Source organism: Pseudomonas sp. E45-MNA-CIBAN-0222 (assembly GCF_040310405.1).
In the GTDB taxonomy this organism is placed as follows: domain Bacteria; phylum Pseudomonadota; class Gammaproteobacteria; order Pseudomonadales; family Pseudomonadaceae; genus Stutzerimonas; species Stutzerimonas stutzeri_AC.
In genome coordinates this window covers 404,933-427,803 of sequence record NZ_JBEOPU010000002.1, presented here as the reverse complement: position 1 = coordinate 427,803, position 22,871 = coordinate 404,933, and the positions used below count along the sequence as shown (strand labels likewise).

Here is a 22,871-nt window from a genome sequence, read left to right as displayed (position 1 = left end):
GGCGTCTCGTGGCAAGGCGAAGACCCGAGCATACTCGCCGCGGTAGGCGCGGGGGAATTGCGCTGCTGCTCGGTCGGGCCATCGTTGGGTTGGATGTCGCAGCCGAGGCGGCTAGAATCCGCGCCCCGATGATCATCGGGCGGCCTAGAGCCGTTTTATCTGCCATGGACTGGCAAGAGGCAAGGTTGCCTCGGCCAATCCTCATCCCGAAAAGGAATTCCCATGAGAGACCTGTTTTTCTTCGACGCCATGCTCACGCCGAAAATCATCACGCTGATCTACTGGCTCGGCCTGGTTTCGGTGGTCGTCGGATTTGTCGTCGCGCTGTTTTCCGGTGCAATCTGGCAGGCGCTGGGCATCCTGATTTTCGGCTCCATCGGTACGCGCGTGTGGTGCGAACTGCTGATCGTGCTATTCAAAATCCACGAAAATCTGCAGAAGCTCGCCAACAAGGCGTAATCCAACGGGCGGCCCTCAGGGCCGCCCGTTTTGTTTGCGGTTGTCAGTCGGCGTTGCGCAGGCGCACGGCGATGTCCGGCTGGTCGATGAACAGCCCATCGATACCGGCATCGAGGAAGGCGCGGATCTCCGCTTCGCTGTCGCCGCGTTCGTGGCGCTTGTCGCTGCTGCGCAGACTGGCCGGGAGGAAGGCGTTCTCCGCGCGAAAGGTGTACGGGTGGACCTTGAGCCCCGCGGCGTGGGCGGCGGCGACGAAGCCGGTCGGCGTGCCGAGGTTGCCGTTGGCATCACGCGGAATGATGTAGCTCTTCTCCGGACCGACGCCGGCGGCGTAGCGGGAGATGTCCTTGAGTCCGGCGGGCGTCGCCATCTGCGCGTAGGTCAGCTTGCTGCCGCGTACCTGCTGGTCATATGGCTGCCCCGAGCTGAACAGCTGCACCAGGCGCAGCTGGGTCAGGCGGCTGAGGGTCTTGAGGTTGTCCACCTCGAACGACTGGATATACACCGGCGCCTGGCGCCCGACGTAGCCGTTGCGGGTAAGGATGCGCACCAGCGGCTTCTCCATCGCCAGGCCGAGCTGCTGGAAGTGCGTCGGATGCTTGGTTTCCGGGTACAGGCCGATGCGCCGGCCCTGGCTGAGCTGCAGGGTTTTCACCAGGTCGATGATCTCCTGCAGGGTCGGAATCTCCAGGCTGCCGTCGATGCGTGCGTTGCCTGGGCGGATATCCGGGATGCGCTCGATGGCGCGCAGGGTCTTCAGTTCGGCGAGGGTGAAATCTTCGCTGAACCAGCCGGTAAGGGTGACGCCGTCGACCTGCTGGGTGCGCTTGCGATCGGCAAACTCGGGGCGCTGCGAGACGTCGGTGGTCAGGCCCAACTCGTTGTCGTGGCGGGCGACGATCTGGCCGTCGCGGGTCATCACCAGATCCGGCTCGATGTAGTCCGCGCCTTGGAAAACGGCCAGGGCATAGGCGGCCAGGGTGTGCTCCGGCAGGTAGCCGCTGGCGCCGCGGTGAGCGATCACCAGCGGCGTCGGCTCGCCCCGCGCAGCTTGGTGTCTCGCGGCGTGTTCATCCGGCGCAGCGAAGCCGGTGAGCGGTAGCAACAGGCTGCAGGCGGTCAGCCAGCGGCGAAGGGAAGCGGTGGTCTTGCGGGCCATTTCGGCATCTCCTCGGTTTGGATGTCACAGCCTGAGCCACTTGCATGACCGGACGTTGACGCTGCGTTGCCGCTTGTATTGCAAAGCGATGAAGCCGACGAACGGCTGACGCTGCGATTTCTGGTCGACTCAATGTGGCCAACAGCGCTGCAGGAAGACACAGCCCTCTGATATTCTCGCCGCCATGAATCAGACTCGCCTTCCCCTCGCCATGATCGCTGCTCTCGCTGAGCGGCACGTGATCGGTCGTGACAACATCATGCCCTGGCACCTGCCAGCCGATCTCAAGCATTTCAAGGCCATGACCCTCGGCAAGCCGATCATCATGGGCCGCAAGACCTGGGATTCGCTTGGCCGCCCGCTGCCGGGTCGGCTCAACCTGGTGGTCAGTCGCCAGGCGGATCTGCAGCTAGACGGCGCGGAAACCTTCACTAACCTGGACGCCGCGCTGGTGCGTGCCGAGCAGTGGGCGCGTGAGCAGGGCGTCGACGAGCTGATGCTGATCGGCGGTGCGCAGCTGTACGCCCAGGCGTTGGGGCAGGCGCAGCGGCTGTACCTCACGCGAATCGATGCCGCTCCCGAAGGCGATGCGTTCTTTCCTGCCTTCGACGAGGCTGAGTGGCAGTGCGTTGACAGTCAGCCACATCCGGCCGAGGGCGAGGCGCCAGCGTATCGTTTCGAGACCTGGCAAAAACATAGCTGACCGGCACGCTCTTCGCTTGATCGGCGCCAAATCCTTAACGGGCCGCAGCTTCTATGCTGGCCCGTCGCTGCCGTAACGAGAACTCTCATGCAACCTGACAAATCCGACGCCCCGGAAGCCGAGCGCGTTGCTGCGATCTTCGTTCGCCATCCGCTGTGGGAGGATGGCCTGGCGCTGCTCACCGGCACCGCGCTGGTCGCCCTTGGCATTGCCTTCTACAGCCACGCCGGGCTGCTCACCGGCGGCACCGTTGGACTGGCCTTTCTGCTCAAGTACCTGGCCGGCTGGTCGTTCGGCCCGGTGTTCTTCCTGCTCAACCTGCCGTTCTACGCGCTGGCGATCTGGCGCATGGGCTGGCCGTTCACCCTGCGCACCGTCTGCGCGGTGGGCCTTGTCTCGCTGTTTGCCGAACTGACGCCGCAGTGGATGCGCTTTGCCGAGCTGAACGTAGTCTATGCGGCGGTGTTCGGCGGGTTCGCCATCGGCGTCGGCCTGCTGATCCTGTTCCGCCATCGCGCCAGTCTTGGCGGGGTGAACATCCTCGCGCTGTTTCTGCAGGAGCGCTTCGGGCTACGTGCCGGTACCTTCCAGATGGGCATCGACTCATTGATCGTGCTTGCCGCGGTGTTCGTCGTGCCGGCGGACAAGGTGCTGCTGTCGGTGCTTGGCGCCGTGGCGCTGAATCTGGTGTTGGCGATCAATCACCGCGCCGATCGCTACATGGGCGTCAGCTGAGGCTGATCAGCTCGACCTGTGCGTCGCCGTCGCTCAACTCCAGCAGCGCCAGGCTGATCGGCAGGTTGAAGCGTCGCGGACCGGCGCTGCCCGGGTTCACGTAGAGCACGCCATCGCGCCGCTCGACCTTTGGCTTGTGCGAGTGGCCGGTGATCACCACGTCGATACCGGCAGCGAGCGGGTCGATATCCAGCTGCTTGAGGTCATGCAACACGTGCAGCGTGAGACCGCCGATGCGCAGGTCCAGTCGTTCCGGCAGCGCTCGCGCCCAGTCGGCCGTATCGATATTGCCGCGAATCGCCTCAAGCGGCGCGATGGCCCGCAGCCCGTCGAGCACCTCCGGCTTGCCGATGTCGCCAGCGTGAATGATCTGCTCACAACCCTGCATCGTCGCCAATGCCTCGGGGCGGAGCAGGCCGTGGGTGTCGGAGATCAGGCCGATGCGCATGCCGGTGTTCCCTTTAACTGCTTCGTTAGGTCATCTGACCCTTGGCCGACCGCTGTGGTTGCGGCAGGCTTGGGACCCTCGGGTCGAGGAGTCTGGCATGGATCGAGTGGATTGCGTGGTGGTGGGTGCGGGAGTGGTCGGGCTGGCGGTGGCACGTGCGCTGGCGCTGGCCGGCCGCGAGGTGCTGATACTGGAAGCCGAGGCGGCCTTTGGCACCGCCACCAGCGCGCGCAACAGCGAAGTCATCCACGCCGGCATCTACTACCCGCAGGGCTCGCTCAAAGGCCGGCTGTGCGTGGCCGGGCGTCGCCAGCTCTACGATTTCTGCGACAGCCACGGCGTGGCCTATCGCCGCTGTGGCAAGCTGATCGTCGCCACCGACGACGCCCAGATCGCTGCGCTGGAGCAATTGCAGCGGCACGCGCAGGCCAATGGGGTCGATGACCTCCAGTCCCTCGATGGGCACGAGGTACTGGCGCTGGAGCCGGAGTTGCAGGCGGTGGCAGGGCTGCTCTCGCCGAGTACCGGCATCATCGACAGCCACGCGCTGATGCTGGCACTGCTGGGCGATGCCGAGCGCAACGACGCGGTGCTGGCACTGAACGCGCCGGTAACGGCGATCACGGTTGGCAGCGCAGGCTTGCAGGTCGAGGTGGGCGGCGCCGACCCGCTGCAGCTGCTGGCCCGCGCCGTGGTGAATTGCGCCGGGCATGGTGCGCCCATCCTCGCCGCGCACACCGCCGGGTTGGACCCGGCCGCACGGCCGCGGCAGTTCTTCGCCAAGGGCAGCTACTTCAGCCTGAGCGGGCGCACGCCGTTTCGCCATCTGGTCTATCCGCTGCCCGAGCCCGGCGGCCTCGGCGTGCACCTGACCCTGGACCTGGCCGGCCAGGCGCGTTTCGGCCCGGACGTGCAGTGGGTCGAGGCGCTCGACTATCGCATCGAGCCGCAACGGGCCGAGGGCTTCTACGCCGCGATTCGCCGTTATTGGCCGGCGTTGCCGGACGATTCGTTGCAACCGGCCTACACCGGCATCCGCCCGAAGATCAGCGGCCCCGCCGAGGCGGCCGCGGACTTTCGCATCGACGGCCCGGCGCAGCACTGCATCGCCGGGCTGGTGAACCTGTTCGGCATCGAATCGCCGGGACTGACTGCCTGCCTGGCGATTGCCGAACACGTCCTTGGGCTGCTCGAGCCCACGGCATTGGCAACCTGATCACGGGCTGTCGCCCCCCACGTTGCGGCCCGTCCAGGCGGGTAGCACACTGCAACCCGCCGCGATCGGACGGCTCACTCACCGGCAAAAAGGAATGTGCATGGAACAGACAGGCGCTCGCCCGCTGAAAGTCTATCTGGCGGTCGGATTGCTGCAGGGGCTGGCGCTCTGGGCGGCCAGCGAGGCCTGGCCGCACGCTGCTGGCTGGCGGATTCTGTGCTCGGCACTGCTGGCCTTCACGGTGATTGGCGGCTGGCAGGTGCAGCTGCTCTGGGGCGGGCTGCGCGAGGCCGGGCGCTGGCGCCTGGTGCTTGCCTCTGCCGCGTTGCCGGCCGTGCTGGCGGGCGGTCTCGCGTTGCAGTTCGAGCAGCCGCGCTGGTATTACCTGGGTGAAACCGTCGGCACCCTGCTGCTCTGGAGCAACCTGATCCTGGCCTATGTGCTGACACCCTTCATCCAGGCGCGGGATATCGGTCATCGCTGGCGTGTCGACTACGCCGCGTTATACCGGCATGCCATCAACAACGGCCTGCTGCTGTTCATGGCGCTGCTTATGCTGGCGGCGTTCTGGCTGCTGATCTGGCTCTGGGCCGGCCTGTTCAAGCTGGTCGGCATCAGGATTTTCGCAACGCTGTTCGAGTCGTCCGGCTTTATCTGGGTGGCCAGCGCGACGGTCGTCGCCATCGGGCTGTGGATCGGTCTCGAGCGTGGCCAGGTGGTCGATGCGCTGCGCAACGTGCTGCAGGCGATGTGTCGCTTCCTGCTGCCGCTGACGGTGCTGATCCTGCTGATTTTCGTGGTCTGCCTGCCGTTCACCGGTCTGCAGCCGTTGTGGGAAACGCGCCACGCGACGCCGATCCTGCTGGCCATGGTGTTCGCCCATGTCGCCCTGCTTAACGGCGTCATTCAGGATGGCCGGCAGGCGGTGCATTACCCGCGTGCGCTGCGCGTGCTGGTCGACGCCAGCTCCCTGTGCCTGCCGCTTCTGGCTGGCCTTGCGGTTTACGCACTGTGGCTGCGGATCGGTCAGTACGGACTCACGCCTGATCGGGTGGTGGCGGTCGGTGCGACGCTGGTTGCCCTGCTGCATGCGCTGGCGCTGATGGCAGCGGTGCTGCAGCGGCGGGATGGCTGGTTGGCGGGCTTGCGCCGGAGCAACCCGCTGCTGGCGCTGGTTTCAGTGGCGCTGTTGCTGCTCATGCATCTGCCACCGTTGAGCCCGCTGCAGCTCAGCGCAGCCAACCAGTACCAGCGCCTGCTCGACGAGCAGGTGCCGGCAGAACGCACCGATCTCGGCGCACTGCGCTTTCAGCTGGGGCAACCCGGTCGCGACCATCTGGAGAAACTGCGCCAGCGCCTGAGCCAACCGGGCGTCGCCGACGCGCGTCGGGAGCAACTGCAGGCGGACCTGCAACGACTGGACGGCGCGGACAACTACTGGAACTGGCGACACGCGCACGACATGGCCAACACCGCTCCCGTGCCATGGATCGGCGAGCCTCTCGAGGATGCCGGTGGCGCGCTGGCACAGGCCATCGCGACACAGGGCTGTGACGAGGACTGCTCCCTGTTTGCCGTCGATCTGGATGACGACAGCCAGTCCGAGCTGCTGCTGCTGCGCGGTGCGCGGCCGCGGATCGTGACGGTGCTGGGGCGTGAGGCGAACGGCAACTGGCGCTGGATCGGCCACCTTCGCAGCGCCGACGAGCAGACCCTAGACGGCGAGACGCTCAAGGAGCAGGTCGAGCGCGGTGCCTGGCGGGTGGTGGCGCCGCGTTTCAATGCCTTGCAGATCGACGGCATACGGCTGGAGCCGGCGATTACCGAATAGCACCCATGAAAAAGCCTGACACAAGGTTGGGCTTTTTCATGCGGCTGCGACAGGTGATCAGCCGTCCAGCATCGCTGCGCCCTTGTCGGCGTTGGTGGCGAGCAGGGCGCAGGCCTTGAGGGCCGTGATCTCTCGGCCGGCATCCTCAGGTGCAGGCGGCCGATCATCGCGGTGTTACGTCAGTTCAGCACCCCCTGCAGAATGGTATAGACGATGCCCGTGGTTACCGCGACCAGTACGATGTCGCTGCCGACCCGACGCCACTCGTAACCCTGATACTGCGGCAGTCCTTTCAGCACCTTGGCATCTAGACGCTTGCCATATCCCTTGGGTAGCGGCTTGCCTTGCTGAATTCTGATCTCGGCCGGGAGCGGTCCGCCCCTGCCGATCTGTTCACGACGTTCATGGAAGGCTTGGTGTACCGAGCTGAAGTCTTTGGGCGGTTGCTGGGCGTGGCTCTTCGCCGGGCTTTTCTGCGGCGTTTGTCCTGTTTTGCTCTGCCCTTGTTTCTGACTTTGCGACTGGTTGCTGGGGGCTTTGCCACCGCTCTGCGCGTTACGGCCTTGGCGCATCTCATCGTGGCCCTGCGGTGCTGCCGATAGCAGCGAGCTAATGAATAGCAAGGCGATGGTCAAACTGGCAATCAGGTTTTTATTCATCTTGTTGTTCCTCGGAGGTAGCTAAAGAGGGGGTTGTATGTCTCGTCATTCGGAGATTCCGCCGCCTAGCACTCGGTACAGCGCGATGCGGTTGCTCTGCTCGGTCAGCTGCAGGCTAATCAGGTCCTGCTGCGCGGCATACAGCTCGCGCTGCGCATCCAGGGCATCCAGATAGCTGCTGGCCCCGTTGCGATACAGCGCGTCGGCAAGTTGCTGGCTTCTGGCCGTCGCCTCGGTCAGCGCTTGTTGCGCCTCCATGCGCTGGCGCAAGGTGCCGCGCTCGGCAAGCACATCGGCCACCTCGCGGAAGGCGCTCTGCAGGGTCTTTTCATAGGTGGCGTGCTGTATGTCCAGCTCGTGCTCGGCGACCTGCAGATTGGCGCGGTTGGCACCGGCGTCGAAGATCGGCACGCTGATGCTCGGGGCGAAGCTCCAGGCGCCACTGCCACCCTTGAACAGCCCGCTCAATGCCGTACTGCTGGTGCCGGCGCTGGTGGTCAGGCTGATGCTGGGGTAGAAGGCTGCGCGCGCGGCCCCGATATCGGCGTTGGCCGACTTCAAGCCGTGTTCGGCAGCTAGCACGTCGGGGCGCTGTTGCAACAGGCTGGAGGGCAGGTCGGCAGGGACATCCAGCAGCTCGGCGCTGTCTTCGGTCAGTCCACTGGGCAATAACTCCTCGCTCAAGGGGGCACCCACCAGCAGTTGGAGAGCGTTGAGGTCCTGCTGCACCTGGCTCTGGTAGGCCGCCACGTCGACCCGAGCCGACTCCACAGTTGTCTTCGCCTGAGCCAGAACCAGACCCGAGGTGTTGCCCAGAGCATGACTGCGCTGCTGCAGTTCATGGCTGGACTGCTGGCTGGTCAGGGTGTCCTCGGCCAGCTTGAGCAGATCGCGATCGGCGGCCAGGGTCAGCCAGGCATTGGCCACCTCCGCGAGCAGACTGATCTGCGTGCTGCGCCGGGTCTCCTCCAGCGCCAGGTAGTCTTCCAGAGCGGCATCGCTGAGGTTTTGAATACGCCCGAACAGGTCCAGCTCATAGCCACTCAGGCCCAGTTCAGCGCTGTACTGGTGCGTGGTGCTGGCGTCGCCCGTGCCGCTCAGACCGGCTGGGGTGCGGCTGTGAGTACCGCTGCCGCTGGCATTGATGGTCGGCAGTTGCTCGGCGCGCTGTACCCGGTACAGGGCCCGGCCTTCTCGACATTTAGGGCGGCCACGCGCAGGTCGCGATTGTTGGCCAGGGCCTGATCAATGACCTGTCGCAGCCGCGCATCGAGGAAGAACGTTTGCCAGCCGATCTGCGGGGATGCACTGCCCAGCTCGGCGCGGGTCGGCCATTGCTGGGGGATTGGCGCCTCGGGTTGCTGATAATCGGGGGCCAGGTTTACGCAGCCTGCCAGTAGCAGGGCCGCCAGCAGCGCGGTCAGATGAGATGGACGGATCATGCTTCTACTCCTGTGCCAGTCTCAGCCGGCACGCGTCGTGCAGCCAGGCCAGACACCAGAACGAAGAACAGCGGGACGAAAAAGATGCCCAACACCGTAGAGCTGAACATGCCGCCCAGCACGCCGGTTCCAATGGCCTGACGCCCACCGGCGCCAGCACCGCTGCTCAGTGCAAGCGGTAGCACGCCGAACATGAACGTGAGCGAGGTCATCAGAATCGGCCGTAGACGCTGACGACAGGCTTCCATCGCCGCGCTGACCAGGTCCTGACCCTGCTCGTGCAACTGTTTGGCGAACTCGACGATAAGGATGGCGTTCCTCGCGGCCATGCCGACGGTGGTCAGCAGCCCAACCTGGAAGTACACATCGTTGCTTTGTCCCGCCAGCCAGCTGCCGAGCACCCCGAGCGGCACCACCAGCATCACGGCAAAGGGTACCGCCCAACTCTCATACAAGGCTGCCAGGCAAAGAAACACGAACAGGATGGAAACCGCATAGAGCAGCGGCGCCTGCGAGCCGGAAAGCCGCTCCTGATAGGACTGCCCGGACCACTCGTAGCTGATGCCGGACGGCAGTTGAGCGACCAGCCGCTCGACTTCGTCCATGGCTTCGCCCGAACTGACGCCGTCTGCAGGGTCACCGACCAGTTCCATTGAGGCGTTGCCGTTGTAGCGCTCCAGCAATGGCGAGGCGAAGCTCCAGGCACTGCCGGCGATTGCGCTGAACGGCACCATTTCGTCGGCTTCATTGCGTACGTACCAGCGACCGACATGTTCGGGCTGCATGCGGCTCTCTATTTCGCCCTGCACGTAGACCTTTTTCACCCGACCGTTGTAGACGAAGTCATTGACGTAGCTGCCGCCCATGGCGGTGCCCAGGGTGCTGTTGACATCGCTGGGGGTCAGACCGTATGCGCCGGCCTTTCGATCGTCGATGGCGATCTGGAATTCGGGTGCATCCTCCAGGCCGTTGCTGCGCACGCCCACCAGCTTGTCGCTCTGCGCGGCCAGAGCAAGGAACTGATCGCGGGCGGCGACCAACGCTTCGTGGCCTACGCCACCGACGTCCTTGAGTTGCAGGTTGAAGCCGGAACTGTCGCCGAGGCCGCGGATAGCCGGCGGCTGCATCACGAAGATGCTCGCATCGCGCAAGCCGGACAGTTCGCCGGTGGCCCGCCGGGCCAGGGCTGCCGCGCTCTGCTCGGTCCCTTCGCGCAGGCTCCAGTCTTTCAGCTTGATAAAGGCACGACCTGAGTTCTGCGCATTGCCGCCCATGCCCATACCGGTGATGGTCACCAGTGAATCCACCTCAGGCTGCGTGAGCATGTACTCGACGAGCTGCTGGGTGGCGGCCTGGGTGCGCTCGTCGGTAGCACCGACCGGCAGCTGGATCATGGCCATCAACATGCCCTGGTCCTCATCCGGCAGGAAGGCGCCAGGCAGGTTTGTATAACCGACTGCCAGCGCGACCAGAACCAGTACATACAGCACAAGCATGCGCGAGCCGCGTCGCAGTACGTTTGCAACGCCACGTTGGTAGCTCGCAGCACTGCGTTCGAATGTGCGATTGAACCAGCCGAAAAAACCTCGGGCATTATGCGCCTCGCCCCTGACGACCGGCTTGAGCAGAGTGGCGCACAACGCCGGGCTGAGGCTCATTGCTACCAGCACCGAAAGCAGCATGGCGCTGACGATTGTCACCGAGAACTGCCGATAGATCTCCCCGGTGGAGCCGCCGAAGAAGGCCATTGGGATAAACACTGCCGACAGCACCAGGGCAATGCCCACAAGTGCGCCGCTGATTTCGTTCATCGACTTTCGCGTGGCCTCCAGTGGTGATAGCCCTTCTTCAGCCATCACTCGCTCGACGTTCTCCACCACAACGATGGCATCGTCCACGAGCAGGCCGATAGCAAGCACCATGGCGAACATGCTCAGGGTGTTGATCGAGTAGCCGAACAGCGCGAGCACGCCGAAGGTACCGAGCAATACCACGGGCACTGTAATGGCGGGAATCAGGGTGGCGCGCCAGTTCTGCAGGAACAGGTACATGATCAACACCACCAGCACGGTCGCTTCGAACAGTGCCTGCACTACAGCCTTGATCGATAGGCTGACGAAGGGTGTGGTGTCGTAGGGGATGGCCATTTCCAGCTGCATGTCGTCTGGGAAGTTGGCTTGCATCTCGGCGAGCTTGAGCTTGACTGCCTTGGCCACGTCCAGCGCGTTGGCGCCAGTAGCCAGCTTGATGCCCATGGCCGCGGAAGGCATGCCGTTGAGCGCGGTGACCACATCGTAGCTTTCGTTTCCGAGTTCGACCCGAGCGACGTCCGAAAGCAGCACCAGCGAGCCGTCACTAGCGCTCTTGAGCACGATGTCGCGGAACTGCTGCACCGTCTGCAGCTTGCTGCGTGCACTGATGGTCGCATTCAGCTGCTGCCCGGCCGAGGCTGGCAGTGCGCCGAGTTGGCCGGCGGAAACCTCAGTGTTCTGCGCCTCCAGGGCGCTGTTGACATCTGACGGCATCAGCGCGTACTGCTCGAGCTTGGCCGGGTCCAGCCAGACACGCATGGCGTAGCCGGAGCCCAATGTTTGCACTTCACCAACGCCGTCGACACGGCTGATCTGGTCCAGCAACTGGCTGTCGATAAAGTCGCCGATATCGGTATTGGTTACGCTCGGACTGCTCGACACGAAGGCGACGATCATCAGAAAGTCGCCGCCGCCCTTGGTCACCGTGATGCCTTGGTTCTGCACCGCTTGCGGCAGCCGCGATTCGGCCTGCTGCAGCTTGTTCTGTACCTGCATCTGCGCCACATCGGCATCGGTTCCTGCGGCGAACGTCAGACTGAGACTGGCGCTACCGGCCGAACTGCTGCTGGCGGACATGTACATCAGGCCATCGAGGCCCTTCATCTGCTGTTCGATCACCTGGGTCACCGAGTCTTCGATGGTCTTGGCCGAGGCACCGGTGTAGGTGGCGGAAATATTGATGGTCGGTGGGGCAATGTCCGGGTATTGCTCAAGCGGCAGCTGGCTGATGGGCAGTCCGCCGGCGAGCATGATGACGATAGAGATAACCCAGGCGAAAATAGGTCGGTCGATGAAGAAGCGTGCCATGTCGAGTCCTCAGTGACTGGCCAGGGGCGCCGCGGCGACCGGGATTTCGATGGCGACCGTGCGAACGCTGTCGCCGACGCGCACCTTCTGTCCGCCCTCGACTATCACCTGGTCGCCGGTAGCGAGCCCCGAGTCGACCCACCACTGGTTGCCGACGCTGCGGCCGATGTTGATCTGCCGCTGTTCGACCTTGCCATCGACTGCCAACAACACGCTTGTGGTGCCGCTGTGCCCGCGGGTCACGGCACGCTGCGGCACCAGCAGCGCCTTTTCATCCACCGCCTCCTCAAGCACGGCGCGTACGTACATGCCCGGCAGTAGCAGGCCATCCGGGTTGGGTACCACGGCGCGCAGGGTGACGCTGCCGGTGCTTTGCGAAACGCTTGCACCGCTGAACTGCAGACGCCCAGCGTGGTTGTATTCGCTGCCGTCTTCCAGACGCAGCATAATGCGTGCCTCATCGTCGCCAGCCTTGCTCAGGCGGCCCGCAGCGAGTTCGCGCTTTAGACGCAGCACCTCGGTGCTGGATTGGGTGATGTCGACGTAAAGCGGATCGAGCTGCTGAACTGTGGTCAGCGGCGTATCCTGGCTAGCAGTAACCAGCGCGCCTGGAGTGACGCTGGAGCTTTCTACACGCCCAGTGATAGGTGACGTGATGCGGGTGTAGGCCAGGTTGATGCGCGCGCTTTTCTCTGCGGCCTGGGCCGCTTGATAGACCGCCTGGGCGCTCTGCAGGCTAGCTTGGGCATCTTCGTGGTCCTGCTTGCTGATGGCGTCGATCTTCACCAGTTCGGCGTAACGAGTCGCCTTCAGTCGTGCTGAGTCGAGCGCAGCAAGCGCTTCGGCGGTAGTAGCACGGGCCTGATCAAGTGCGGCCTGATAGCTAGCCGGGTCGATCACGTAGAGCACCTCGCCGGCCTTTACTTGCGCACCTTCGGTAAACAGGCGTTGCTGCACGATGCCGCCGACCTGCGGGCGAATTTCCGCGCTCAGCCAGGCCTTGGTGCGTCCTGGCAATTCGCTGGTAAGGCGCTGGGTCTGCGGTTGCAGGGTCATGACGCCTACTTCGGCTGACACAGGCATGAAATCAACCTTGGTCGGAGCGTGCAGCGGCAGAGCAAACAGAGCCAGGAGCACAAGCGCCCCGAGCAGAGCGAGGCAACCCACGACTTTACTGAACGTGCTGAGCATCATTTTCTCCAACCAGCGGCAGACCATAGGCTGGAGATGCTGCGGAGCAAATGTGCAGAGAATTTGGAGATTGCAGCAGGGATGTTGAATACCTCGGTGTGGTCGCCCTTAATAACGCCTCGCCCGCTGCTCTGGTCCATCATGAAACTCAGCCTGTCGCGCAAACTCTTCCTTGCAGTGCTCAGTACAGCCCTGTTCGTCGCCCTGGCCATGTTCGTGGCCGGTGGCTGGAGCTTTGGGCGCGGCTTTATCGGCTACATCAACGAGCTGACCGAGCAGCGCATGGCCGTGGTGCTGCCGCGCTTCAGCGAGGCCTATCGCAGCCACGGCAGTTGGGATTTTCTGCGGGACGATCACGATGAATGGTTCCACATGATTCACCCGCAAGATGCCCAGATACGCGCGGGTGCGACCTGGGATCTGCCGGTTTCCGACCTCACTGGTGCGGTGTTCCGCATCTCTTTGCTGGATATGCAACAGCGCAAGGTCATGGGCTTTATTGAGATGGGTGCTGATGCTGTACGCATGCCTGTAGAGGTAGACGGCAAGACCGTTGGCTGGTTGGCCATGGCGCCGTTCCAGAGCGTCACGGAGGTCGGCGGCGAACGCTTGCTGCGCAATCAGTTGCTGGCCAGCCTGGTGGTCGCAGGGATTTCCCTGCTGCTGGCCGCGCTGATCGCAGGGTGGGCGACGCGCCGTCTGCTCGCCCCGGTGCGCCAAGTGGCGGCGGCGACTCATCGTCTGGCAGCTGGCGATTACACCGAGCGGGTCAGCGTCAGCAGCGACGACGAAGTCGGCCAGTTGGCTGCCGACTTCAACCAGCTGGCTCATACCCTGGAGCGCAACGAGCAGATGCGCCGCGAGTTCATGGCCGACATCTCCCATGAACTGCGCACCCCATTGGCGGTGCTGCGCGGTGAGCTGGAGGCGTTGGAAGACGGGATCCGTACACTCGACCGCGCTTCTCTGCGTTCGCTGCAGCAGGAGGTAGGCCAGATCACCCAACTGGTCGATGACCTTTATGAATTGTCGATGGCCGACGTCGGCGCGCTGACTTACCGCAAGCAGCCACTGGATCTGGTGGAACTGCTGCATGAGAGCCTGCGCGGAGCCGCTGAGCGTTGCCAGGAACAGGGCCTGAGCCTGGAACTGCAGTTACCCCTGACGGCCATTCCCGTACTTGCCGATAGCGCACGCCTACGTCAGCTGCTCGGCAACCTATTGGAGAACAGCCTGCGCTACACCGCAGCAGGTGGGCAATTGCGCATCCACCTGCAAGAGCAGCACGGTCTTATTCTGCTGGACTGGCTCGACTCGGCGCCGGGCGTGGACGAAGCCGACCTGCCACTCCTGTTCGAACGTTTCTTCCGCGGCGAAACCTCACGCGGTCGGGCCAGCGGCGGCTCGGGGCTGGGGCTGGCGATCTGTCACAGCATTGCCGAGGCTCACGGCGGCACACTGGAAGCTCGTCCTTCGCCGCTCGGTGGGCTGTGGTTGCGATTGAGTCTGCCGCGGGAAGCACGCTGATGCTAAACAACGACGAGCTGAACCCCGCCGACATCCTGGTGGTGGAAGATGAACCCAAGCTGGCCGTCCTACTGCGCGACTACCTGCAGGCTGCCGGGCACCGGGTGACCTGCCTGGACGACGGCCTGACGGTGGTGCCAGCGGTGCGAGCGGCCGAGCCGCAGCTGATCCTGCTCGATATCATGCTGCCCGGCCGCGACGGCCTGGATATCTGCCGCGAGCTGCGCAGCTTCAGCGAGGTTCCGATCATGCTGATCACTGCGCGTGTCGAGGAAGTGGACCGTCTACTAGGTCTGGACCTGGGTGCCGACGACTACATCTGCAAACCCTTTAGCCCGCGGGAGGTGATGGCGCGCGTGCGTGCCATCCTGCGCCGCCGACCACCGCAGACTAGCGGCGGCCTGCAGTTGGATACAGCGACCTACCGTGCCAGCTACGCAGGGGTGGAGCTGGACCTGACGCCCGTGGAGTTTCGCCTGCTGCATTGCCTGGCGGGGTCTCCGGGCCGAGTGTATTCACGCGACCAGTTGATGAATCGGCTGTACGACGACCACCGCGTGGTCACCGACCGCACTGTGGACAGCCACGTAAAGAACCTGCGGCGCAAGTTGGAACAAGTGGCGCCGCAACAGGAGCTTATCCACTCGATCTATGGTGTCGGCTACAAGCTGGAGCTCTAGGCGCAATATTCCGTTCCCGGATACTGTGTTCCGCGGCGTGCTTGTCTTGCCTACGTCAGTCACCTGCGATTAGCTACCTGTTTGTTTTTTGGCGTTAGCGGCTGAATACGCTACGCAAAAAAAAGCCGCCAGCCCCATCGGGATCGCGGCTTTTTCTACCGGGCGCTGGCGCCCGTTTGGACTTAGTCGTCCAGCATCGCCTTGTTGCGCACCGCGCCCTTGTCGGCGCTGGTGGCGAGCAGGGCGTAGGCTTTGAGCGCCGTAGTCACTTTGCGGGTGCGTGGCTGGGCGGGTTTCCAGCCTTTCTTGTCCTGCTCGATGCGGCGGTGGGACAGTTCTTCATCGCTGACCTGCAGCTGGATGCTGCGGTTGGGAATGTCGATCAGCACCTTGTCGCCGTCCTGCACCAGGCCGATGGCGCCACCGGCAGCCGCTTCCGGCGATGCGTGGCCGATGGACAGGCCCGACGTGCCGCCAGAGAAGCGGCCATCGGTGAGCAGCGCGCAATCCTTGCCCAGTCCTTTGGACTTCAGGTACGAGGTCGGGTAAAGCATTTCCTGCATGCCCGGGCCGCCTTTCGGGCCTTCGTAGCGAATGATGACGATGTCGCCAGCCTTCACTTCGTCATTGAGGATGCCCTTCACGGCGCTGTCCTGGCTTTCGAAGATCTTCGCTGTGCCTTCGAACACGTGGATGGATTCGTCCACGCCCGCGGTTTTCACCACGCAGCCATCCAGTGCGATGTTGCCGTACAGCACGGCGAGGCCGCCTTCCTGCGAGTAGGCGTGCTCGACGCTGCGAATGCAGCCGTTTTCGCGGTCGTCATCCAGGCTGTCCCAGCGGGTCGACTGGCTGAACGCCGTTTGCGTCGGAATACCGGCCGGGCCTGCCTTGAAGAAGGTGTGCACCGCTTCGTCCTGGGTCTGGGTGATATCCCACTGCGCGATGCCGTCGGCAAGCGTCCGGCTATGCACGGTGGGCACGTCGGTGTGCAACAGGCCGCCACGGGCCAGTTCACCCAGAATGGAGAAGATCCCGCCGGCACGGTGCACGTCTTCCATGTGGTATTTCTGGATGTTAGGCGCGACCTTGCACAGCTGCGGCACCTTGCGCGACAGCGCGTCGATGGCGCGCAGGTCGAAATCGACCTCGGCTTCCTGAGCCGCTGCCAGCAGATGCAGGATGGTGTTGGTCGAGCCACCCATGGCGATGTCCAGGGTCATGGCGTTCTCGAACGCGCGGCGGCTGGCGATGTTGCGCGGCAGTACCGATTCGTCGCCTTCGCCGTAATAGCGCTGGCAAAGCTCGACGACGGTGCGACCGGCGCGCAGGAACAGCTGCTCTCGATCGCTGTGGGTCGCCAGGGTCGAACCGTTACCCGGCAGGGCCAGACCCAGGGCTTCGGCCAGGCAGTTCATCGAGTTGGCGGTAAACATGCCGGAGCAGCTGCCGCAGGTCGGGCAGGCGCTGCGCTCGTATTCGGCGACCTTCTCGTCCGAGGCGCTTTCGTCGGCCGCGATAACCATGGCATCGACCAGGTCCAGGCCATGGCTGGCCAGCTTGGTCTTGCCGGCTTCCATCGGGCCGCCGGAAACGAACACCACCGGGATGTTCAAGCGCAGGGCGGCCATCAGCATGCCGGGGGTGATCTTGTCGCAGTTGGAGATGCAGACGATGGCGTCGGCGCAATGCGCGTTGACCATGTACTCCACCGAGTCGGCGATGATTTCGCGCGACGGCAGCGAATAGAGCATGCCGTCGTGGCCCATAGCGATGCCGTCGTCGACCGCGATGGTGTTGAACTCCTTGGCGACGCCGCCGTGCTTTTCGATCTCACGGGCGACCAGCTGACCGAGGTCCTTCAGGTGCACGTGACCGGGCACGAACTGGGTGAAGGAGTTGGCGATGGCGATGATCGGCTTCTTGAAGTCTTCGTCCTTCATGCCGGTGGCGCGCCACAGCGCGCGGGCACCGGCCATGTTGCGGCCGTGCGTGGAGGTTTTCGAACGGTAATCGGGCATGACGGTTCCTGCGGCTGATCAGGTAAGCAAAAGTATGCGTATGGTGAGCAACGCCTGTGCCGGATGCAACGGAGGGTGACCGCGCGTTCGGAAGGGGCCGGGTCGAGGCGGGTAGACGCTCGTAGGGCCTGGGCTCAGTGTTCGCCGTGTGGTGAATGGCGAGATATCACCGATTCTACGCACGTTCCGGTGCTCGGGCCAGGCGGGACGATTGCCGGTTCTGCGCTACCCCGCGTGCCAGCGGCCCGGAGCGGCTGGGTCGGGCGTGAGGCCTGCGCATCGGCGGCCTTTTTCGGTGTATGACCGCCGGTCCACTTGACTGGCAGGTCGAGGATCGCTCGCTAGAGTCCAGACCCGACTGTTTCGCTGGTGACTGCATCTTGTCTTGCCGCTGGCCAGCGAGCGGTCGCCTCGCCATGGGTGCGCGTTCTGCGGAGTAGCGGGCAGTCGATGATGGGCGAGGCGTCCTTATACCAACGATAAGAACGAGGAATGCAGATGCACAAATTCACACGTCTATACCTGAGCGCCGCTGCTCTGGTGGCCCTATCCGCAACCGCCGCCGCCGCCCCCCTGCCGGACACACCCGGAGCACCATTTCCCTCGGTTTCGAGCTTCGACAATTCCGGCCCCTACGCCGTCACCAGTCAGAGCGAAGGGCCGAGCTGCCGCATCTACCGGCCACGCACGCTGGGCCAGGATGGCGTCAGGCATCCGGTCATCCTCTGGGGTAATGGTACCGGCACCGGGCCGACGACTTATTCAGGGCTGCTGACCCACTGGGCCAGCCATGGCTTCGTGGTGGCCGCGGCGGAAACCTCGAATGCCGGCACCGGGCGCGACATGCTGGCCTGCCTCGATTACCTGGTACAGGAAAGCAATCGCACCTACGGCACCTACGTCGGCGTGTTGAACACCGGGCGCGTCGCCACATCGGGCCACTCCCAGGGCGGTGGAGGCTCGATCATGGCCGGGCAGGATGATCGCGTGAAGGTCACCGCGCCGATCCAGCCGTACACCATCGGTCTTGGCCATGACTCGTCGTCGCAGCGCAACCAGCGCGGGCCGATGTTCCTGATGTCCGGGGGTGCCGACACGATCGCCATCCCCTATCTGAATGCGCAGCCGGTCTATACCCGCGCCAATGTGCCGATCTTCTGGGGGGAAAGGCGCTATGTCAGTCACTTCGAGCCGGTGGGTGATGGCGGGGCTTATCGCGGACCGACGACGGCCTGGTTCCGTTATCACCTGATGGACGACGAGAGTGCGCGTGGCACCTTCTACGGACGTTTCTGCGGGTTGTGCACCAGCCTGCTGTGGAGCGATCAGCGCAAGGGCATCGAGTAGCACCGCACGTTGAAACCTTCGCCCGCACTGCCGGGCGGAGGTTTCATGGCGATACGGTAGGCGCGTGTGCCGCCCCTCAGCTGTTGGGCAGGATGCGGCAGGTCAGGCTCTTGATGTAGCGGGTCTCGGGGATCGCCGGATGCACCGGATGATCCGGGCCCTGGGCGCCGCGTTCGAGCAGTTGGATGTTGCGGTCCAGATGACGCGCGCTGCCGAGCAGGATGTTCTGCAGGTGATCCTCTTCCAGGTGCATGGAGCAGCTGGCGCTGACCAAGATGCCGTCCTTGTTCAGTAGACGCATGGCGGCTTCGTTGAGGCGTCGGTAGGCGGCCTCACCGTTCTTGATGTCCTTCTTGCGCTTGATGAACGCCGGCGGGTCGGTGATGACTACGTCGAAGCGCTCCTCGGCGTTCTTCAGTTCCTTCATCGCTTCGAAGGCATCGCCTTCCACGCAGGTCATCTTCTCGGCCACGCCATTGAGTGCGGCATTGCGCTCGACGCCGTCCAGGGCGAAGGCTGAAGCGTCGACGCAGAACACTTCACTGGCGCCGAAGGCCGCGGCCTGTACGCCCCAGCCGCCGATGTAGCTGAACAGGTCGAGTACGCGCTTGCCCTTCACGTATGGCGCCAGGCGCGCGCGGTTCATGCGGTGGTCGTAGAACCAGCCGGTCTTCTGGCCCTGCAGCACCGGTGCCTCGAACTTCACACCGTTCTCCTCCAGCGCGACCCATTCCGGAACCACGCCGAACGCGGTATCGACGTACCGCTCCAGGCCCTCGGCATCGCGGGCGCTGGAGTCATTCTTCCACAGCACGCCGCGCGGCTTGAGCACCTGGACCAGTGCTTCGAGCACGGCATCCTTGTTGCGCTCCATGGTGGCCGAGGCAAGCTGCACCACAAGGTGGTCGTGGAAGCGATCCACCACCAGGCCCGGCAAAAGATCGGAATCACCATAGATCAGGCGGTAGCAGGGCTGATCGAACAGGCGATCACGCAGCGACAGGGCGACCTGGATGCGATGCACCAGCAGCGACTTGTCCAGGCTGTGCTTGAGATCGCGCGACAGCAGGCGCGCGCAGATCAGGTTGTTTGGCGAGATGCCGACGATGCCCAGCGGCTTGCCGCCCGCTGCTTCCAGCACGGCCTGATCCCCGGCGGCGAAGCCGCTCAACGGTGTGGCGGCGGTGTCCACTTCGTTGCTGTAGACCCACAGATGACCGGCGCGCAGGCGGCGATCGGCGTTGGCTTTGAGGCGCAGGCTGGGCAGGGTCATCGGCGGGGCTCCGGGAAAAAGACGGGCATTCTAAACGAGCGGCAGGCCACGCGCGCCGGCGCTGCCGGAAAATCCTCGCAGCGCCCGCCACGCATCGTCCGATCAGGCGGACAGGGCGTCGATCAGCGCCTGGCTGAACGCCGGGATGTCATCGGGCTTGCGGCTGCTGATCAGTTGACCGTCCACCACCACCTCCTGGTCCACCCAATCGGCGCCAGCGTTCTTCAGGTCGTCGGTAAGCGACGGCCAGCTGGTCATGCGCTTGCCCTTGACCAGCCCGGCGGAGATCAGCAGCCAGCCGCCGTGACAGATCACCGCGATCGGCTTGTTCGCCGCGGCGGCGTCGCGCACCAGCTTTTGCGCGGTTTCGTCGGTGCGAATGGTGTCTGAGTTGACCACGCCACCGGGTAGCAGCACGGCGTCATAGTCATTCATATCGAGGTCGTCGAAGGTCTTGTCCACGTGGAACTTGCTGGCCGGCGTGGTGTGGTTCCAGCCGGTCACTTCGCCGTTCTTGGCGGAGACGATCTGGGCTGTCGCGCCGGCCTTCTCCAGTGCCTCCTGGGGCCCGGTCAGCTCGACCTGCTCGAAGCCGTCAGTCACCAGGATCGCCACGCGCTTGCTTGTGAGAGGTTGGGTCATGGGCATGCCTCCGTTTGTCTGTCAGTAAGCTCGCAGAATGCGAGTCACTTGAAATGGGACCCGCTTCTCAGCCAAAGTTCGCCTTTTCGTGCCGATGGCACTTTGCCTCCTTCTTAGAGCGCCCCCTTCATGGCCGTTGAACTTTCCGCCGAACAGATCCGCCGGGTGCTGCAAGGCATCAGCGTGCCACCGCAACCCCAGATCATGGTCGACCTGCAAATGGAGCAGGTCATGCCGGTACCGGATCTGAAGGCCATCGCGCGGCTGATCAGCCAGGACCCGGGGCTTTCAGGGGCGCTACTCAAGCTGGTCAACTCGCCGCATTTCGGTCTGGCCAATCGCATCGCTTCAATTCAGCAGGCGGTGAACCTGCTGGGCTGCAATTCGGTGATCAACCTGATCAATGCGCAGTCGATCAAGGGCGAGATGAGCGACGAGACCATCGTCACCCTCAGCCGCTTCTGGGACAGCGCGCAGGACGTCGCCATGGCCTGTCTGACACTGGCCAAGCGCATCGGCTACCAGTCTCCGGACGAGGCGTACACTCTGGGGCTGTTCCACAACTGCGGCATCCCGCTGATGCTCAAGCGTTTCCCTGGCTATATGGGCGTGCTGGAGGAGGCTTACGCCAGCAACGGCGAAGGTCAGCGCATCGTGGACATCGAGAACCGCGTGCTCAGCACCAACCATGCGGTGGTCGGCTACTTCACCGCCAAGTCGTGGAATCTGCCGCTGCACCTGTGTGACGCTATCGCCAATCACCACAACGCGCTGTCGTTGTTCGCCGACGACTCGGGGCGCGACGCGCCGATCAAGACGCTGCTGGCGATCCTCAAGATGGCAGAACATATCTGCGCCTGTCATCGGGTGCTCGGCGCGCAGCCGGACGACCACGAGTGGGAGGGCATTTCGCAGCTAGTGCTCGAATACGTCGGGCTGTCGGAATACGATTTCGTCTGCCTCAAGGAAAGCATCCGCGAGCTGGGCGTGGGCTGACGCACTGGCGCCGGCCTGCTAAGGTCGGCATCCCTCCGCTGTCTCCAACGTCCCGCCATGCCCGAACTCCCCGAAGTCGAAACTACCCGCCGTGGCATCGAGCCATACCTTGTCGGACAGCGTGTCAGCCGCGTGCTGGTGCGTGATCGGCGGCTGCGCTGGCCGATCCCGGAAGACCTCGATGTGCGCCTGTCCGGCCAATGTATCGAGGCCGTCGAGCGTCGCGCCAAGTATCTGCTGATCAAGGCCGAGACCGGCACGCTGATCGTTCACCTGGGCATGTCCGGCAGCCTGCGCCTGGTGGACGCGGCATTGCCGGCGGCCAAGCACGAGCATGTCGATATCCTGCTGGAGTCCGGCCAGGCGCTGCGCTACACCGATCCACGGCGCTTCGGCGCCATGCTCTGGAGCCACGAGCCGCTCGCCCATGTGCTGCTCGCCAGCCTCGGCCCCGAGCCGCTCGGTGAGGATTTCGACGGCGACCGGCTGTATCGGCTATCCCGCGGCCGCAGCATGGCGGTCAAGCCGTTCATCATGGATAACGCCGTAGTGGTGGGCGTCGGCAACATCTATGCGAGCGAGGCGCTGTTCACCGCCGGAATCGACCCGCGGCGGCCGGCCGGAAGCATCTCGCGAGCGCGCTACCTCAAGCTGGGTGAGGAAATCCGGCGGATACTGGCCATGGCCATCGAGCGCGGCGGCACCACGTTGCGCGATTTCGTCGGTGGCGACGGCAAGCCCGGCTACTTCCAACAGGAATTGTTCGTCTATGGACGCAACGGTGAGTTCTGCAAAAATTGCGGTACCACCTTGCGCGAGATCCGCCTTGGTCAGCGTGCCAGCGTTTATTGCCACCGCTGCCAGCGCTGAGCGCATCGCAACTGCGCGGGCGTTGACGGCGTTCACGCCCAGCGGCCCCCAGCCACTGCTATAGTGCCCGCCACAACTAAAATTGCCGCGTTCACAGCTGAAGGACCACACCATGAAACTGTTCCGCTCCACCGCTGTTGTCTTGGCTCTGACTACTGGCCTGCTGGCAATGCCGGCGTATGCGGAGCCGGTTCCGCAGAATGTCAGTGGCGACCCGATGTATACCGTCGAAGCGCCGAAGGCCTACTCCATGATCGGGGATCTGGTCATCGCTCGTCCGCTGCTGATCGCCGCGACTGCCATCGGCGCTGCCGCCTTCGTCGTCAGCCTGCCGTTCACCGCGTTGGGTGGCAACGTCGGCGAGGCTGGCAAGGCTCTTGTGGTCGAGCCGGGCAAAGCTGCTTTCGTCCGTTGCCTGGGCTGCACCACTACTGGCTACGGCGCCCAGCATTGATCGACATCATCCGCGTCGCGACTGGCCAGGCGTGAGCCTTCCGGTCGCGAAGCCGCTACAGTAGGCTTCGCCTCCTATCCCCGCGCCGCGAAGCCTTCG

19 protein-coding genes and 2 pseudogenes are annotated in these 22,871 nt (G+C 64.1%); 11 read left to right on the top strand and 10 right to left on the bottom strand.

Annotated features, from left to right (window positions below; translation table 11 throughout):
• Positions 1–222 precede the first annotated feature (222 nt).
• Entirely contained in the window at positions 223–459 is a 237-nt protein-coding gene (locus AAEZ08_RS04975; protein WP_500123832.1) for a DUF4282 domain-containing protein, read from the top strand.
• A 43-nt stretch (positions 460–502) separates the two neighbouring features.
• Here the strand turns inward: AAEZ08_RS04975 and AAEZ08_RS04970 are convergent, their stop codons facing one another.
• The gene (locus AAEZ08_RS04970) at positions 503–1,618 is read right to left on the bottom strand and encodes a glycerophosphodiester phosphodiesterase (protein ID WP_500123831.1); all 1,116 of its coding nucleotides are present in this window, start codon (positions 1,616–1,618) and stop codon (positions 503–505) included.
• Between the two features lie 184 nt (positions 1,619–1,802).
• Here AAEZ08_RS04970 and AAEZ08_RS04965 point away from each other — a divergent pair, with 184 nt between their 5' ends.
• Together AAEZ08_RS04965 and AAEZ08_RS04960 are read left to right on the top strand one after the other, a co-directional pair.
• A complete protein-coding gene (locus AAEZ08_RS04965) occupies positions 1,803–2,321 on the top strand; it encodes a dihydrofolate reductase (protein WP_312946802.1) in 519 nt (172 codons plus the stop codon).
• Positions 2,322–2,408: 87 nt separating this feature from the next.
• Positions 2,409–3,056: a YitT family protein gene (locus AAEZ08_RS04960; RefSeq protein ID WP_058064229.1), complete on the top strand. Its 648-nt coding sequence runs from the start codon at positions 2,409–2,411 to the stop codon at positions 3,054–3,056.
• Here AAEZ08_RS04960 and AAEZ08_RS04955 read toward each other — a convergent pair.
• Positions 3,049–3,504: a metallophosphoesterase family protein gene (locus tag AAEZ08_RS04955; protein WP_500123830.1), complete on the bottom strand. Its 456-nt coding sequence runs from the start codon at positions 3,502–3,504 to the stop codon at positions 3,049–3,051. The genes AAEZ08_RS04960 and AAEZ08_RS04955 overlap by 8 nt on opposite strands.
• A 97-nt stretch (positions 3,505–3,601) precedes the next feature.
• On the opposite strand from AAEZ08_RS04955, the gene AAEZ08_RS04950 reads away from it, so the two are divergent.
• Together AAEZ08_RS04950 and AAEZ08_RS04945 are read left to right on the top strand one after the other, a co-directional pair.
• Complete coding sequence (locus AAEZ08_RS04950; RefSeq protein WP_500123829.1) at positions 3,602–4,720, top strand: NAD(P)/FAD-dependent oxidoreductase; 1,119 nt, start codon at positions 3,602–3,604, stop codon at positions 4,718–4,720.
• 100 nt (positions 4,721–4,820) lie between these two features.
• Positions 4,821–6,551, top strand: coding sequence for a DUF4153 domain-containing protein (locus AAEZ08_RS04945; protein WP_500123828.1), 1,731 nt, complete (start codon positions 4,821–4,823; stop codon positions 6,549–6,551).
• 57 nt (positions 6,552–6,608) lie between these two features.
• Here the strand turns inward: AAEZ08_RS04945 and AAEZ08_RS04940 are convergent.
• The 5 genes and pseudogenes from AAEZ08_RS04940 to AAEZ08_RS04920 all read right to left on the bottom strand — a co-directional run.
• Positions 6,609–6,707 (bottom strand): annotated as a pseudogene (locus tag AAEZ08_RS04940) (hypothetical protein); the annotation flags it as partial.
• A gap of 23 nt (positions 6,708–6,730) precedes the next feature.
• A complete protein-coding gene (locus tag AAEZ08_RS04935) occupies positions 6,731–7,210 on the bottom strand; it encodes an anti-virulence regulator CigR family protein (RefSeq protein ID WP_228207998.1) in 480 nt (159 codons plus the stop codon).
• A gap of 45 nt (positions 7,211–7,255) precedes the next feature.
• Positions 7,256–8,652 (bottom strand): annotated as a pseudogene (locus AAEZ08_RS04930) (efflux transporter outer membrane subunit).
• A complete protein-coding gene (locus AAEZ08_RS04925; RefSeq protein ID WP_500123827.1) occupies positions 8,649–11,771 on the bottom strand; it encodes an efflux RND transporter permease subunit in 3,123 nt (1,040 codons plus the stop codon). The pseudogene AAEZ08_RS04930 and the gene AAEZ08_RS04925 overlap by 4 nt, the downstream one beginning before the upstream one ends.
• A gap of 9 nt (positions 11,772–11,780) precedes the next feature.
• Positions 11,781–12,965, bottom strand: coding sequence for an efflux RND transporter periplasmic adaptor subunit (locus AAEZ08_RS04920; protein ID WP_500123826.1), 1,185 nt, complete (start codon positions 12,963–12,965; stop codon positions 11,781–11,783).
• Between the two features lie 138 nt (positions 12,966–13,103).
• On the opposite strand from AAEZ08_RS04920, the gene AAEZ08_RS04915 reads away from it, so the two are divergent.
• On the top strand, positions 13,104–14,489 hold the full coding sequence (locus AAEZ08_RS04915) for an ATP-binding protein (RefSeq protein WP_500123825.1): 1,386 nt from the start codon (positions 13,104–13,106) through the stop codon (positions 14,487–14,489).
• Positions 14,489–15,169: a response regulator gene (locus tag AAEZ08_RS04910; protein ID WP_500123824.1), complete on the top strand. Its 681-nt coding sequence runs from the start codon at positions 14,489–14,491 to the stop codon at positions 15,167–15,169. The genes AAEZ08_RS04915 and AAEZ08_RS04910 overlap by 1 nt, the downstream gene beginning before the upstream one ends.
• 182 nt (positions 15,170–15,351) lie before the next feature.
• Here AAEZ08_RS04910 and ilvD read toward each other — a convergent pair whose 3' ends face one another.
• Positions 15,352–17,190 (bottom strand): dihydroxy-acid dehydratase, encoded by a 1,839-nt coding sequence (gene ilvD, locus AAEZ08_RS04905; RefSeq protein WP_483031444.1) that lies wholly within the window; start codon positions 17,188–17,190, stop codon positions 15,352–15,354.
• A 498-nt stretch (positions 17,191–17,688) separates the two neighbouring features.
• Here ilvD and AAEZ08_RS04900 point away from each other — a divergent pair, with 498 nt between their 5' ends.
• Entirely contained in the window at positions 17,689–18,537 is an 849-nt protein-coding gene (locus AAEZ08_RS04900) for a poly(ethylene terephthalate) hydrolase family protein (RefSeq protein WP_014818704.1), read from the top strand.
• A gap of 76 nt (positions 18,538–18,613) precedes the next feature.
• Here AAEZ08_RS04900 and AAEZ08_RS04895 read toward each other — a convergent pair whose 3' ends face one another.
• Positions 18,614–19,810: a class I SAM-dependent rRNA methyltransferase gene (locus AAEZ08_RS04895; RefSeq protein WP_003282799.1), complete on the bottom strand. Its 1,197-nt coding sequence runs from the start codon at positions 19,808–19,810 to the stop codon at positions 18,614–18,616.
• A 102-nt stretch (positions 19,811–19,912) separates the two neighbouring features.
• A complete protein-coding gene (locus tag AAEZ08_RS04890) occupies positions 19,913–20,452 on the bottom strand; it encodes a type 1 glutamine amidotransferase domain-containing protein (protein ID WP_003282798.1) in 540 nt (179 codons plus the stop codon).
• Positions 20,453–20,635: 183 nt separating this feature from the next.
• Between AAEZ08_RS04890 and AAEZ08_RS04885 the strand changes: the two genes are divergently transcribed.
• The 3 genes from AAEZ08_RS04885 to AAEZ08_RS04875 all read left to right on the top strand — a co-directional run bounded on the left by AAEZ08_RS04885 (position 20,636) and on the right by AAEZ08_RS04875 (position 22,772).
• Positions 20,636–21,448 carry an HDOD domain-containing protein gene (locus tag AAEZ08_RS04885; protein ID WP_177333363.1) on the top strand — a complete coding sequence of 271 codons (813 nt, stop codon included), beginning with the start codon at positions 20,636–20,638 and terminating at the stop codon, positions 21,446–21,448.
• Positions 21,449–21,505: 57 nt separating this feature from the next.
• Positions 21,506–22,318, top strand: a complete 813-nt coding sequence (gene mutM / locus AAEZ08_RS04880) for a bifunctional DNA-formamidopyrimidine glycosylase/DNA-(apurinic or apyrimidinic site) lyase (protein ID WP_102819973.1) — start codon at positions 21,506–21,508, stop codon at positions 22,316–22,318.
• A gap of 112 nt (positions 22,319–22,430) precedes the next feature.
• Complete coding sequence (locus AAEZ08_RS04875) at positions 22,431–22,772, top strand: multidrug transporter (protein ID WP_482694605.1); 342 nt, start codon at positions 22,431–22,433, stop codon at positions 22,770–22,772.
• The last annotated feature ends 99 nt before the right edge of the window (positions 22,773–22,871 follow it).